Here is a 13,847-nt window from a genome sequence, read left to right as displayed (position 1 = left end):
GTTTATGTAAAAGAAAATACTTTTTTCTTTTTAAATATGATGCCCGATTTGCAAAAAATGGGGTGACGCCAGCATTGTGGAGGTAAAGATGAAAGGATATTCAATTTGGCATCCATGTACGCAGATGAAAGATCATGAGAAGTACCCTCTTATAAAAATTGTTAGAGGTAAAGGAATATATCTTTATGATGATAAAGGAAAAAAATATATTGATGCTATATCTTCGTGGTGGGTAAATTTATTTGGGCACTCCAATGAAAGGTTGAATAATGCTTTAAAACAGCAAGTTGAAAAATTGGAGCATGTTATATTTGCAAACTTTGTCCATGAACCTGCCTTAGAATTAACTGATAGGTTACTTAAAATTGCTCCCAAACCTCTTTCAAAAGTTTTTTTTGCTGATAATGGCTCAAGTGCTGTGGAAGTGGCAATGAAAATGAGTTTTGGTTATTTTAAAAATAAGGGTGAGCTGAGGAACAGGTTTGTTTATTTAGATAGTGGATATCATGGAGAAACACTGGGTGCTCTATCTGTATGTGGAGAAGAACTGTACAGTGATATGTACAAGGAAATTATGATTAATAATATCAGGGTTAAAGGGCCTGATTGCTTTAGATGTCCTTATGGAAAAGATAGAGATAGTTGTGATGCAGAATGTTTTGAGTTTATGGAACAAGCCCTATTGCGGCATAAAAACGAGGTATGTGCAGTTTTAATTGAGCCAATTGTGCAGTGTGCTGGAGGTTTTAAAATTTATTCGCCAAAATATTTGAAAAAACTAAGAAGCTTAACAAAGGAGCTTGGAATTCATCTTATTGCTGATGAAATAGCGGTTGGTTTTGGAAGAACTGGTAAAATGTTTGCTTGTGAGCATGCAGATATTACTCCAGATTTTATGTCACTTTCAAAGGGGCTTACAGGTGGGTATTTGCCGCTTTCAGTGGTATTAACAACTGAGGAAGTATATGATGCATATTATGATGATTACACTTCTTTAAAGGCATTTTTGCATTCTCATAGTTATACAGGTAATCCTCTTGCATGTGCTGTGGCAGTGGAGGTCTTAAAAATGTTTGAAGAGGAGAATGTTTTGGAAAAGAATAAAGCAAAAGGGGATTATTTGAGAGAAAGGGTTATGGAGGTTTTTGCTGATTACAGATTTTGTGGTGAGGTAAGATCTAAAGGGTTCATTACAGCTGTAGAGCTTGTGAAAAATAGGGGAAATAAGGAGCCATTTGATTGGAAAAAGAGGATTGGATTTCAAATTTATAGAAAAGCCATTGAAAAAGGTGCTCTTCTTAGAAATTTGGGTGATATTATTTACTTTATGCCTCCCTATGTGATTGAGTTTGATGAAATAGATAGACTTGTGGATATTGCAATTAGTGCTACTGTGGAGGTACTTGGTGAGTAAAAAAATAATGATATTAGGTACCAATACTGAGGTGGGTAAAACGTTTTTTTCTGCAATTTTGTGTAAATACTTAAAAAGAAAAGGGTATAATGTGAAATATGTAAAGCCAGTTCAAACAGGATATCCAAAAGATGATGATGCAAAATTTATTAAGGAATTTGCGCATCTTAAAGATAATGAAGCATTTTCAATAATCAGGGGAGAGAAACCTGTAGCGTCAGCTGCTCTATTTGAGAGATTTCCTATTGAAAGAGTGGTGGAGCACCTGAAGAGAATTGATGACTGCGATTTTTTATTAATTGAAACTGCAGGTGGGGTTTGTTCTCCCATTGATAAAAAAATTTTGAATTATCATTTATGTAAAATTTTGAAAGTTGATTTTAATATAGTTGTATTGCCTGATAAACTTGGTTGTATAAATGATGCCCTACTTGTAGATTATCTGTTCAGAAATGAAGGAATTGAATACTGTTTTGCAATGAACAGGTATTTTAGTCAAACCGATGAGCAAAAAAATACAGAATTAATTAATCATTTTACTGGTGAAAGGATATATATTATTTTTGATAATGATTTAAAGTTGATTAAGGAAGGTTATTTAACTCTTTAATTATATTTTCTATTTCTTCATCACTAAAGCCTTTTTCTTTACACACCTCAAAAACTGTTCCCCAGATAGGTTCGCCACACTTGACACATACAATTCCCTTTTTTCTTAGAAAATCCACGCTGGATGGTTTTATGTTTACCAGTTCTTCGATGGTTGTATTTTTGTCAATCATCAACAACCCTCCTTATTAATCTTAATATTGTAGGATGACCTGTTGAATATTTTATTCCTCTATCAATAAGAAATGATTTTATAGTATTAAAGTTATCGTTACTGATATAATTGGTTAATTTATGCAGATTTAACCCCATAATTCCAACAGGGGAATAGATTGCATCATCAAAGGTATCTAAGATACTTTTGTTTATGTCGAGAAAAAGGTAGTTTTCATTGTAAAACTTTTCAAATGTTGTCTTAGTTATTGAGTTGGCTAGAGATAAAAACTCCTTTTCTTTTGTCATTTCAAAAAAATGAATGAGTGCCATAATGGTAAATGAGTAATCTTCAAGGGTTTCATGTTTAAATATTTCACTGTGATAGTTGATTCTGTAAATACGAGATTTTGATATTTGAAAGGTTTTCAACTTGTTAAAAAGTGAGATTGCATGGTTGAAATAGTAATCATCATTAGTAATTTCTGCAAATGTCAGTAGTGCATCCACAAAAAGCATATTCCAGCTACAGATTATTTTATTGTCTTTTTCAGGTTTTTCTTTGGTATGGTTTTCTGATATTTTTTCAAAGTAAATATCAAGTTTTTTATATGTTTCATAATCAACGTTATCTTTCAAGTATGTGAACCCATTGTTATTTATTATAAAGTTTTGTAAGTTTTGAGGCAAGATAGATAATTGCTCTTCAGGTAAATGATAAAAATAGCCTTCTTGAAATTTCCCTTCTTCATTTAGGCTATCTGCATTCATCGATGCTATAAGACCGTTTTCGGTATTGAACTCTTCTAAAATGAAGTCAAGAGTTTTTCTTGCAATGTGGTAAAATAACGGCTCTTTTGTTTTTTCATAAAGCTTTATTAGAAACAGTGAGTTGAGTGCATTGTCATAAAGCATCTTTTCAAAATGTGGATAACTCCAGTTTTCATCCACACAATATCTAAAAAATCCACCGTTTATATGGTCATATAATCCTGAAAGAGCTAGCTTTTTACCAGTGAGATAGAGATAGTCCTGTAGTTTTTCATCTTCACTTTCTAGTAAATATAGAAGATAGGGGATGTTTGGGAATTTATTGTTGCCTTTTAGTCCCCCTTTTTTAAAATCTAAAAGGGATATGATTCTTTCGTGAAGCTGTGAAATGTTTATTGAGTGAAGGGGAAAACTATCTATTTTGTAAAAGTCTGAAATAAATTGGTTATATTTCTTAATCGATTTATCAATTTGTTCAGACTGATTATGGAAGATATTTATTATTTGATTTAATAAATTTTTAAAAGATATTATTCCGTATTTTTCCTCTTTTGGAAAATATGTACCGGCAAAAAAAGGTTCTCCTTCAGGGGTAGCAAAAACGGATAGCGGCCATCCACCTTGTTTATTCGTAATTTGAATATAAAACTGGTATTTTTTATCGATTTCAGGGTATTCTTCTTTATCAATTTTTATGGGGATAAAATTTTTATTTAAAATATTTGCAGTTTCATTATCTTCAAAAGATTCGTGAGCCATTACGTGGCACCAGTGACAGGATGAGTATCCGATACTTATGAAAAGGGGTTTATTCAATCTTTTGGCAAGCTCTAGTGTCTCATTATTCCAAGTTTGCCATGCAACTGGATTATCTTTATGCTGAAGTAAATATTTGCTTTTCGCTTTAGAAAGTTCATTTTTTATCATTTTTTACCCTTTTTTTTTATTTCATAAAATAGTTATGGGTAGTAAGGTACTAGGAGTTGTATATGTATATTTTTCAACAACCCTTATTCCCCTTACGCCCTTAAATACCTCTACAACCTCTAATACCTCTAATACCTTTACTACCCCTAATACCCTTACTTCCCATAGGAGTTCCAATGAATTTTATTAAAGTGCAGTTCAGAAGTTGTATGACCTTTTTTGGTTTCAGCCGGATAACCAATGCCAATGATACATTCCACCATATAATTTTCGGGAATGTTTAATATGTTTTTCACATAATCTTCCGCACTCATTTCTTTATTATGTTCCCTTAATCTAATTTGTGCCCAGCAGCTGCCAAGCCCTAAAGATTCTGCAGTGTACTGAAGCGTAATTGCTGCTATTGAGCAATCTTCAATGCAAACATCCGACTTATTTGTATCTGCAATGACCACTACAGCTAGCGGTGCGTTTTTAATGAAAGAAGAGCCATGTGTTTTTGCCGTGGATAGCTTTTGTAAAATATTTTTATCATCGACAAAAATAAATTCCCAAGGGGTAAGGCCTCTTGATGATGGTGAGCGAAGAATTGCTTCTTTTAGTATTTCGATTTTTTCAGATTCGATTTTTTTGTCTTGAAATTGCCTGATACTTCTTCTTTTTCTCAATAACTCTAACATATCTCTCTCCTTAATTTTAATATGACTAAATATGACTAAAAGATAATGACAAAATAAAACAAAATTTACTAAAGTCAATTGATATTGATAAAAAAATTAAAAAATGTTATAATTGCTTATGTTATCGAGGTTTATGTTATTCTTTGCTTTTCTTTTTATTCTTTTCTACCCTGATTTTAATTATGCTAAAACTTTTAAAGTTGGTATTTGGCACAACCCACCACTATCATATGTGGAACATGATAAGGTTAGTGGATTTGTCGTAGATATTTTTAAATATATTGCTGAAAAAGAAAATATAAAATATGAAATTGTAACAGGTAATTGGAACGGTCTTTATGAAGAATTAGTAAAAGGAAATATAGATATTTTTTTACCTATCGGTTATTCGGATGAGCGTCTAAAATATATGAAATTTAGCTCACCTGATTTTCCACTGTTGACTAATTGGGGACAGATAGTTTCTGTTGATAAAAGTATTAAGTCGGTATTGGATCTTGAAGAGAAAAGAATTTTAGTTGTCAATAATGATATATTTTTTGAAGGGTTACAAGGATTAAAAAGTAATTTAAAGAGTTTTAATATAAAATCTAATATTATTGTAGAAGAAGATTACGACCAAGTGATTAGCGGATTAATCAAAAGGGAAGGTGATGCAGGTTTAGTAAGTAGACTATATTTGTTACAAATGAAAGATGTAAAATTATATAAAACAAATCTGATATTTAATCCAGTCAAAATTGTTTTTGCATTTAATAGAAATTTTGATGGTAATATAATATCAAAAATAAACAATGAGTTAAAAAATTTAATTGAGAATAGAGATTCTTATTATTATAAAAGATTAAATTTCCTTTTGAATAACTATGTTGAGAATTATAATTACTCTATCTTCATAATTATTTTAATAATTTTAACAGGAATATCTTTGTTTTTATTCATTTTTAATAAATATCTTCATAATAAGGTTGAGGTTAAAACTGCAGAGTTAAAAGAGGCGCTTCAAAAATTATCTGAAAGCGAATTAAGATTAAATTTAATTCTTAATTCTGCACCTCATGTTATTTTTATTTTTGATGAAGATGGCACTTATTTGGAGATTATAACTTCTAATGAAGGTTTATTATTTGATTTTAAAGAGAACTTATTAGGGAAAAAAATTGACGAAGTAATGGATGGGGCAAAAGCCAGAGAGTTTATGAGTGTTATAAAGAAAGCAATTGAAACCAATGAAATGCAGATATTAAGGTATGAGTTGGATGTAAAAGGAGGGTATGAATATTTTGAAGGGAGAGTTATCCCTATTGAGCTTGGATATCCCAAAAAAACAGTTGCATGGTATGCTATTGATATTACAGAACTTAAAAATGCGATGGATAAAGTGATTGAAGAAAAAGAGAAGCTTAATGCAATTTTAAAATCAATATCTGAGGGTGTAATCGGTATAGATAAAAGTATGAAGATTATTTTCTATAATGACGCTGCTTTAGATATTTTGAAGCTTAGAGGTTTCAATTTGTTGGGAAAAGATTTTGGTGATGTAATAAAGATTTATAAAAATGGTAAAAAAGTTAATATCCCCTTCAAAGATATTTTTGATAAAGGGATAAAAGGTAAATTAGAGAATGATTGTATTTTAAAGCTACATGATGGTTCACCAATATATATTGGTGATAGTTTTGCTCCACTTTTTGATGCAAAAAGTAAAATATCTGGAGCAGTTTTTGTTTTTAATGATATTACAGAAAAAAGATTGGTTGAGAGTCGGCTTTATCAAACGAAACAGTTTGAATCAATTGGCAAGTTTGCTGGTGGTTTAGCTCATGATTTCAATAATTATCTTGCTGCCATACGAAATTATGCGAACCTTCTTGCAAATTATGAGGACAATTATGTTAGAAATATTGCTATTGGTATAGATAAAATTGTAGAACAATCGGTTGGGATTACTAAGCAGCTTCTTACATTTTCCAAAGGTGGCGAACCAGTTAAAAAGAAAGTTGATATTATTAATATAATAGAGAATTGTATTGAAATAGTTTTAAGTGGTACAGCTATTGAAGTAAAAACAGATTTTTTGGAAGAGCCCATTATTTGCGAGGTGGATCCACATCAGCTAGCTCAAGTATTTACAAATTTACTTTTAAATGCAAGAGATGCTATAAAAAATAAAGGTGAAATAGTAATAACTACAAACAAAAAATTATTAGATGAAAATAATGTTTTTGGGTTATCCTCAGGGAAATATGTAGAGATTAGAGTTAAGGATAGTGGACCTGGTATACCTTATGAATTATCTGATAAAATTTTTGAGCCTTACTTTAGCACAAAAGAAAAAGGACATGGTCTTGGATTGGCAGTATGTTATTCTATAATAAAAAAACATAATGGGATTATATATTTAAATCAAGGGGCTGATAAAGGTGCTGAATTTGTCATTTTGCTAAAGAGCTTTGAAGGTAGTTACTTAGAAAGTTTTAAGCAAGAAACTGTTTCTGATTATAAGCTTCAAGTACTTTATATGGATGATGAAAAAATGTTAAGGGATTCGTTTGGGATGTTGATTAAATCACTTGGTTGTGAAGTAAGAGTCACAAAGAGTGGTGAAGAGGTTCTAGAGGCAATAAAAGATGAGAAATTTGATATGATTTTTCTGGATTTAACAATCATTGGCGGAATGGGTGGCATTGAAACTGTAAAAAAAATTAAAGAAGAGGATCCTGGTTTATATGTAGTAGTTACTAGTGGTTATTCGGATAATGATGCTATTTCAAATTATAAGAAATATGGGTTTGATGATTGTCTTATTAAACCTTTTAGCCTTGATGAAATAAAAAGAATAATTGATAGATATTTAAGGAACGAAAAGAAAAAAATATAAATCGCTTGACAAGTTTGAGAAATTTATATATTTAGAGCGACGGATTTGAATTGGGGCGTCGCCAAGCTGGCAAGGCAGCGGACTTTGGATCCGCCATTCGCAGGTTCGAATCCTGCCGCCCCAGCTGATAAATTTATGAGAAGATTACCTCAGGTTAAAACCCTAGTCATTAAAATCGGCAGTAACATCTTAACCAATAATTCAACAATAATCGACAACAACTATATTAATAATCTTGCAAAAGTAATAGGTGAGCTTAAATCACAAATTGAAAATATACTCATTGTAAGCTCTGGTGCAGTTGCAGCAGGGATACAGGTATTAGGATTGCAAGAAAAGCCTAAGGAAATTTCAAAGCGGCAAGCTTGTGCTGCTGTTGGACAGCCGAAACTAATTCAGATCTATGAAAATGCATTTGAACATTGTGGTTTAAAAGTAGCTCAAATTTTGATAACAAAAGATGATTTTTCAAACAGAAGAAGATATCTTAATGCCAAATATACAATCAGAGAACTTTTTAGCAATAATGTTATTCCTATAGTAAATGAAAATGATACTGTTGTAGTGGAAGAATTAAAGTTTGTAGATAGTTTTGGCGATAACGATAATTTATCAGCCCTTATGGCAGGATTAATTGGTGCTGAATTGCTTTTGATTTTATCTGATGTGGATGGTTTTTTTACTGCAGACCCTTCCAAGGATAAAAGCGCAACTCTTATTTCAGAAATAAAGTATTTTGATAGTAAATTACTTGGAATGGCTGGAGATTCCATTACATCTGTGGGAACAGGGGGGATGAAGTCCAAGATTTTGGCTGCAAAAAAAGCACTGAATGCTGGGTGTTATGTGGGCATAATAAATGGAAAAGATCCTGAAAATATTAAAAGATTTTTAAATGGTGATGAAATAGGCACATACTTTTCTCATCTTGAAGATCCTTTAAAAAAGAGGAAACTTTGGATAGCATATGCAGCGATTCCAAAAGGTGAGATTGTTGTTGATGAGGGTGCTAAGAAGGCTATTGTTAATGACAAAAAATCTCTTTTACCAAGTGGTATAGTGAATGTTAATGGTCGATTTAATGTAGGAGATGTGGTAAGAATTGTTGACCAAAAAGGGAAAGAGCTTGGAAGAGGTAAAGTGAGATACAGTAATATTGAAATTGAAAAAATAATGGGGAAAAAAACTGCTGAAATAATAAATATTTTAGGCTATAAATTTAGTGATGAGGTGGTGCATAGAGATGATTTTGTTTTATCCGATTTTTTGGAGGGGTAGATGAGTTTTTTAGAGCAGTTAAAGAAGGTAAAAGAAGCATCTTTAAAGTTGATGCATTTGAAAAGTGAAGTAAAAAATGACCTTTTGAAACAGATTGCTGAAAATTTGGATAAAAATAGAAATAGAATAAAGAACGAAAATGCAAAGGATCTTGCTGAAGGGGAAAAGGCGGGGTTGAGTAAGGCCCTCATGGATAGATTGTTGTTAAATGATAAAAGAATAGATGCAATGATAAATGGGGTTATGGATATAGTAAATCAAGATGATCCGGTAGGGGTGGTTGAAAAAGGGTATAAAAGACCTAATGGTTTGAAAATATATAAAGTGAGAGTGCCTATCGGGGTGATAGGTATAATTTATGAGTCAAGACCTAATGTTACTGTAGATGCAGCTGCACTTTGTTTAAAATCAGGTAATGCTGCTGTTTTGAGAGGTGGTAAGGAGGCTGTTAATTCTAACAGAATTTTGGGAGAAATAATTCAGGAAGCCATTGTTAATAATGGTTTGATGAAAGAGACTGTTTTGGTAATAGAGGATAGTGAGAGAAAGCTTATTTATGATATGTTAAAAGCAAAAGGTTATATTGATTTAATTGTGCCAAGGGGTGGTGAAGGGCTTATTCAGTTTGTTACAGAAAATAGTCTTATCCCCATCGTGAAACATGATAAAGGGTTGTGTCATGTGTATATTGATAAGGATGCTGATATTGATAAAGCTGTAAAAATTGCTTTTAATGCCAAAGTGCAGCGCCCTGGGGTATGTAATGCCATGGAAACACTTTTAATTCACAAAGATGTGGCTGAAGTAGTTTTACCAAAACTTAAAGATGAGTATGAAAAAGCTGGTGTAGAATTGAGAGGGTGTGAACTAACGAAAAGTGTTATAGATGTTATTCCTGCTACAGAAGATGATTGGAAAACAGAATATCTCGATTTGATTTTGTCTATCAAGGTAGTAGGATGCATTGATGAAGCTATCGAACATATAAATAGATATGGATCTTCACATTCTGAAGCAATTGTTACGGAAAATTACACTGTTGCACAAAAATTTTTGGATGAAGTGGATGCTGCTGCTGTTTATGTGAATGCTTCTACAAGATTTACCGATGGGGCAGAGTTTGGGCTTGGTGCTGAGATTGGTATCAGTACGCAAAAGCTTCACTGTAGAGGTCCTATGGGAGCTTACGATTTGACAACAACGAAATATATCATCTATGGCGATGGACACATAAGAAAGTGAAGGGTTGATTAATTGAGGATAGTACTTTTCGGGGGGACCTTTAACCCAATTCATAATGGCCATATAGAGTTGGCTAAGAAGGTGTATAAAGACTTCAATATAGATAAATTCTTTTTTATACCTGCAAAAATACCACCTCATAAAAATTTGGGATTGGTTCCTGCTGAGAAAAGATTTGAAATGGTAAAATTGGCTTTGGACTTTTGTTTGAGAGGAAATTTTGAGGTTTCAGATTATGAGTTAAAACAAGAAGGTATCTCTTTTACATACAAGACATTGAAATATTTTAGAAAGTTGTATCCAGACGATATACTTTTTTTCTTAACAGGTAGTGATATATTTGCTACAATTGAAACATGGCAAAATTGGAGAGAGCTGTTTAAACTTTCTAATTTCATTGTTGCAAACAGGAGAGAGATGCCTTTTGAAAAAATGATGAATATAATACCTGAAGAGTTAAAATCTTTGGTTATTAATTTTTCAGATTATGTTGATCAAAAAGAAGGAGCCATAATTTTGTATAAAATTGATGAAATACCTATTTCTAGCACTGAAATAAGAGAAAAATTTAAAGATAAAACTATTTTTAGCTGTTTACCTAATGTTGTTGTAGATTATATTAGAAAAAATAAATTATATCAGGAGGTGTGATGGAAAATTTGAAAGAAATTGTAAAAATACTTGATGACAAAAAGGGTGAAAATATTGTTGCTTTTAACATTTCACCTGTTTCAGCTTTGGCTGATTATATGGTTATATGTACTTGTAATTCTGAAGTGCATTTGAATGCTATTACAGATGCTTTACTTTATGCGATGAAGCGGAAGGGTGTTATGCCTATTGGTGTGGATGGAACGGGGAAGTCAAAATGGGTGTGTATCGATTTTGGAGATGTTATTGTTCATCTTATGACGGAGGATAGTAGGAACTTTTATGATTTAGAGTCTATATGGGGTGATTGTGATAAAGTAAATGTTTTTAATGTGGGTCAGTAATTATGGGTACAGTCAGGCAGGAAATAATTGAGATATTAACTAGTGGTTATTTTACCGCTAAAGAGCTTTCCAAAAAGCTCTCTTTGAGTGAAAAAGAGATTGTGGAGCATTTGAAAGAGATAAATAAAGGTCATGTTAAAATCGAAGTCCGCAATCCTCAATGTAAAAAATGTGGTTTTAAATTTACAAACCTAAGGCACTTTAAAAAGCCTTCCAAATGCCCTTCTTGCAAATCAACTTATATTAGTGAGCCTGAATTTACGGTTAGAAAATGATTGTTGCTCTTTTTGAGCCTGAAATACCACAAAATACAGGTAATATTGCAAGATTATGTGCAGCTACAGGGATTAGACTGTTGTTAGTTGGGAGGCTCGGTTTTAGCCTTTCAGATAAATATCTTAAAAGAGCAGGAATGGATTACTGGAATTATGTGGATTGGGAGTGGATAAAAAGTATAAATGAGTTTTTCGAAAGATTCAAACAAGAGGAATATGATTACAGGTTTATTTCTAAATTTGGCAAAAGTTACTATACGGAGATAGAAAAAGATTTAAATAAAGAGCTTATATTAATTTTTGGAAACGAATCTTACGGTTTGCAAGAATGGGTAAGAGAAAAATATAAAGATTATCTATACAGGATTCCTATGAAAGAAGGGATGAGGAGCTTGAATTTGTCAAATTCTGTTGCTATAGTTGCGTACCATCTTTTGGCAAAAAAAGGTTTTCATGGACTTTGTTAAAAATTATTTCAAATATTTTGAAACTTATGAAATTTTGCTCTTTTTATTCATTTTTTTGTTGTTCATTTTTGGTTCTGTAATTTTCATTGATATAAAAAGTAATTCAAAGTTGATCAATTATGCTTATTCTTTCCAGAAAGAATTGATATTAAAAGTTAAAGATAAGATTGAAAGTAATTCTGTAAAATTTCAGAGGGAAGCTGAGAATCTAATCAATATAATTGAGGATAATCGAACGGTTGATAATGATGGAATTTTAATCTTTAAAGATAAAAAAATTGTTGTTGATAATTCGGATATTTACTTTGATGATTTGTATTCTTTTTTGAGTAAAATTGATGATTTTTATTTAATTAAGATTATTAAGAGGACTCCCTATGTTGTTTATATTTTTAAAAAAAGTAATTACCTAGTTATTAAGTATCAAGAAATTAAAGAAATTGTTGATGAAGTTGTTCCTAAAAACTTTTATTTTGTTTTAATAAAAGATAATAAAACGTATTTTTTAAGTGATTCATTGTATGGTTTTAAATTTGAAGATAAAAAATATTATACTGCAAGTTATGAAAACAAAGATTATATAGTAAGTTCAGATCTACTTTTTGATAATTTTAAGGCATATGTATTATCTAATAAAACTGATTATTTCAGAATAATGAACAAATTAGAAAGGGTATCTTTAATAAATGTTTTTATCGGCATTATTTTTATAATTATGTTAATTCTAATCAGATATTATATAGGTAGATTTTATTATGAAAGAGAAAAATTTGAACACCTATTTGAACTTGAACATGAGAAATTTGAAAGCATAGTTGAGGCAATTGGTGAGGGTGTAGTCCTTATAGATAAAAATTATAATGTTTTATGGGCAAATAATTATATCAGAAACTTTGTAGATTTGAATGAAGGTGATAAATGTTTTTCAGCAATTTGTGGAAATGAAAATGTTTGTGAAAAATGCAATCTAAATGATGTAATAAAAGAGAAAAAAGTTAAAACTTATAGATATAAAGATTTTATAAAAGGTAAAACAGGGCATTACGATGTGATATTGTCACCTTTATTAGATAGTCAAGGTGAAGTTGTGGCTGTTGTGGAATTGATTAGGGATTTAACTGATTTGGTCAATTTGCAAATTCAGGTGCAGGAGAGTGAAAACTATCTAAGGAATATTTTAGAAAATATTCCTGATGCTATAATTACATTTGATGCTGATTATAAGATATTAACAACAAATATTCAGGCACAAAAACTGTTTTGTGAGAATAAGCTAGTAGATGATGATATAAGAAATTATATCAATGATAATCATTTATTTGAACTTTTAAAAAGTAATAATTTAGTAGAACATTTTGATACCTATATTCAAAATAATGAAAAAAATATTCCTGTAAGGATTTCAGCTTTAGAGATAATAAATGAAAATGACAAGCATAGCCTTATGATAATAAGAGATATGTCTAAGATAAGAGAACTTGAAGCACAGTTAATTGAAAGAGAAAAACTATCTGCATTGGGTTTACTAGCAGGAGGAGTAGCGCATGAAATAAATAATCCTCTTGTAGGTATTTTAAATTTTGCTCAGCTTCTCGATAAAAGGCTTCCTGAAGGTAGCTATGAAAAAAGGCTTGTTAAAACAATTATTGAAGCAAGTAAAGATACTAAAAATATTGTTTCAAATTTATTATTGTTCGCAAGACATAAGGAAGGGGAATACAGTAATTTTGATATTAAAGAGTCAATAGATTTTGCTCTCAAAATTCTTGGTTCAACGATAAAAAAGAAAAACTTAAATGTAAATGTAGATATTTTATGTGATTCCGTTGTTTACGGGAATAGAGGTAAGGTACATCAGGTAATAATAAATTTAATTTCCAATGCCATAGATGCATTAAAGAGTGGTGGATGTATTGATATAAAGTTTGAATGTATTGATGACAAAAAGATTTTTACTGTAAGAGATAATGGTATAGGTATTCCTGATGAGGTTAAATCGAAAATTTTCGATCCATTTTTTACCACAAAAGAGGTTGGAAAGGGTACTGGTTTAGGGCTTGCTATCGTTAAAAGTATAGTGGAAGAGCATGGTTGGAGTATAAAAGTAAAATCAGAAAAAAACAGCTATACTGAGTTTAAAATTATTATGACATGA

General features: G+C 31.1%; 13 protein-coding genes and 1 tRNA gene. 11 read left to right on the top strand and 3 right to left on the bottom strand.

Translation table 11 applies throughout. The features are described 5' to 3' along the window. Positions 1-88 precede the first annotated feature (88 nt). Positions 89-1,414 carry an adenosylmethionine--8-amino-7-oxononanoate transaminase gene (bioA, locus tag FHQ18_RS00870; protein ID WP_149265281.1) on the top strand — a complete coding sequence of 442 codons (1,326 nt, stop codon included), beginning with the start codon at positions 89-91 and terminating at the stop codon, positions 1,412-1,414. Next, positions 1,407-2,024 carry a dethiobiotin synthase gene (gene bioD / locus FHQ18_RS00865; RefSeq protein ID WP_149265280.1) on the top strand — a complete coding sequence of 206 codons (618 nt, stop codon included), beginning with the start codon at positions 1,407-1,409 and terminating at the stop codon, positions 2,022-2,024. Before bioA ends, bioD begins: the two co-directional genes overlap by 8 nt. On the opposite strand, the gene FHQ18_RS00860 is transcribed toward bioD, so the two are convergent. The 3 genes from FHQ18_RS00860 to FHQ18_RS00850 all read right to left on the bottom strand — a co-directional run bounded on the left by FHQ18_RS00860 (position 1,999) and on the right by FHQ18_RS00850 (position 4,554). Then, positions 1,999-2,196 carry an Rpb4 family DNA-directed RNA polymerase subunit gene (locus FHQ18_RS00860; RefSeq protein WP_149265279.1) on the bottom strand — a complete coding sequence of 66 codons (198 nt, stop codon included), beginning with the start codon at positions 2,194-2,196 and terminating at the stop codon, positions 1,999-2,001. The two genes, bioD and FHQ18_RS00860, sit on opposite strands and share 26 nt — an antisense overlap. Continuing rightward, positions 2,189-3,874 (bottom strand): thioredoxin domain-containing protein, encoded by a 1,686-nt coding sequence (locus FHQ18_RS00855; RefSeq protein ID WP_149265278.1) that lies wholly within the window; start codon positions 3,872-3,874, stop codon positions 2,189-2,191. Before FHQ18_RS00855 ends, FHQ18_RS00860 begins: the two co-directional genes overlap by 8 nt. Positions 3,875-4,029: 155 nt before the next feature. Next, complete coding sequence (locus FHQ18_RS00850; RefSeq protein ID WP_149265277.1) at positions 4,030-4,554, bottom strand: nitroreductase family protein; 525 nt, start codon at positions 4,552-4,554, stop codon at positions 4,030-4,032. A 118-nt stretch (positions 4,555-4,672) separates the two neighbouring features. On the opposite strand from FHQ18_RS00850, the gene FHQ18_RS00845 reads away from it, so the two are divergent. The 9 genes from FHQ18_RS00845 to FHQ18_RS00805 all read left to right on the top strand — a co-directional run bounded on the left by FHQ18_RS00845 (position 4,673) and on the right by FHQ18_RS00805 (position 13,847). Continuing rightward, positions 4,673-7,435, top strand: a complete 2,763-nt coding sequence (locus FHQ18_RS00845) for a response regulator (RefSeq protein WP_149265276.1) — start codon at positions 4,673-4,675, stop codon at positions 7,433-7,435. 51 nt (positions 7,436-7,486) lie between these two features. Then, positions 7,487-7,559 (top strand) — tRNA-Gln (locus FHQ18_RS00840). 11 nt (positions 7,560-7,570) lie between these two features. Beyond that, complete coding sequence (proB, locus tag FHQ18_RS00835; protein ID WP_149265275.1) at positions 7,571-8,713, top strand: glutamate 5-kinase; 1,143 nt, start codon at positions 7,571-7,573, stop codon at positions 8,711-8,713. Next, positions 8,714-9,955 (top strand): glutamate-5-semialdehyde dehydrogenase, encoded by a 1,242-nt coding sequence (locus FHQ18_RS00830; RefSeq protein ID WP_149265274.1) that lies wholly within the window; start codon positions 8,714-8,716, stop codon positions 9,953-9,955. Positions 9,956-9,967: 12 nt separating this feature from the next. After that, positions 9,968-10,606, top strand: coding sequence for a nicotinate-nucleotide adenylyltransferase (gene nadD, locus FHQ18_RS00825; protein WP_149265273.1), 639 nt, complete (start codon positions 9,968-9,970; stop codon positions 10,604-10,606). Beyond that, positions 10,606-10,950, top strand: coding sequence for a ribosome silencing factor (gene rsfS / locus FHQ18_RS00820; RefSeq protein WP_149265272.1), 345 nt, complete (start codon positions 10,606-10,608; stop codon positions 10,948-10,950). The genes nadD and rsfS overlap by 1 nt, the downstream gene beginning before the upstream one ends. Positions 10,951-10,952: 2 nt before the next feature. Then, a complete protein-coding gene (locus FHQ18_RS00815; RefSeq protein WP_149265271.1) occupies positions 10,953-11,225 on the top strand; it encodes an HTH domain-containing protein in 273 nt (90 codons plus the stop codon). Beyond that, the gene (locus FHQ18_RS00810) at positions 11,222-11,692 is read left to right on the top strand and encodes a tRNA (cytidine(34)-2'-O)-methyltransferase (protein WP_149265270.1); all 471 of its coding nucleotides are present in this window, start codon (positions 11,222-11,224) and stop codon (positions 11,690-11,692) included. Before FHQ18_RS00815 ends, FHQ18_RS00810 begins: the two co-directional genes overlap by 4 nt. After that, complete coding sequence (locus tag FHQ18_RS00805; protein WP_149265269.1) at positions 11,679-13,847, top strand: PAS domain-containing sensor histidine kinase; 2,169 nt, start codon at positions 11,679-11,681, stop codon at positions 13,845-13,847. The genes FHQ18_RS00810 and FHQ18_RS00805 overlap by 14 nt, the downstream gene beginning before the upstream one ends.

The organism is Deferribacter autotrophicus (assembly GCF_008362905.1).
Lineage (GTDB): Bacteria > Chrysiogenota > Deferribacteres > Deferribacterales > Deferribacteraceae > Deferribacter > Deferribacter autotrophicus.
This window is presented reverse-complemented; position numbering and strand designations above follow the sequence as displayed.

Bases quoted from the DNA above. Each gene is read 5' to 3' on its own strand.
- bioA (WP_149265281.1), top strand. From the start codon at position 89: ATGAAAGGATATTCAATTTGGCATCCATGTACGCAGATGAAAGATCAT.
- FHQ18_RS00860 (WP_149265279.1), bottom strand. From the start codon at position 2,196: ATGATTGACAAAAATACAACCATCGAAGAACTGGTAAACATAAAACCA.
- FHQ18_RS00855 (WP_149265278.1), bottom strand. From the start codon at position 3,874: ATGATAAAAAATGAACTTTCTAAAGCGAAAAGCAAATATTTACTTCAG.
- FHQ18_RS00850 (WP_149265277.1), bottom strand. From the start codon at position 4,554: ATGTTAGAGTTATTGAGAAAAAGAAGAAGTATCAGGCAATTTCAAGAC.
- FHQ18_RS00845 (WP_149265276.1), top strand. From the start codon at position 4,673: ATGTTATCGAGGTTTATGTTATTCTTTGCTTTTCTTTTTATTCTTTTC.
- proB (WP_149265275.1), top strand. From the start codon at position 7,571: ATGAGAAGATTACCTCAGGTTAAAACCCTAGTCATTAAAATCGGCAGT.
- FHQ18_RS00830 (WP_149265274.1), top strand. From the start codon at position 8,714: ATGAGTTTTTTAGAGCAGTTAAAGAAGGTAAAAGAAGCATCTTTAAAG.
- rsfS (WP_149265272.1), top strand. From the start codon at position 10,606: ATGGAAAATTTGAAAGAAATTGTAAAAATACTTGATGACAAAAAGGGT.
- FHQ18_RS00815 (WP_149265271.1), top strand. From the start codon at position 10,953: ATGGGTACAGTCAGGCAGGAAATAATTGAGATATTAACTAGTGGTTAT.
- FHQ18_RS00810 (WP_149265270.1), top strand. From the start codon at position 11,222: ATGATTGTTGCTCTTTTTGAGCCTGAAATACCACAAAATACAGGTAAT.
- FHQ18_RS00805 (WP_149265269.1), top strand. From the start codon at position 11,679: ATGGACTTTGTTAAAAATTATTTCAAATATTTTGAAACTTATGAAATT.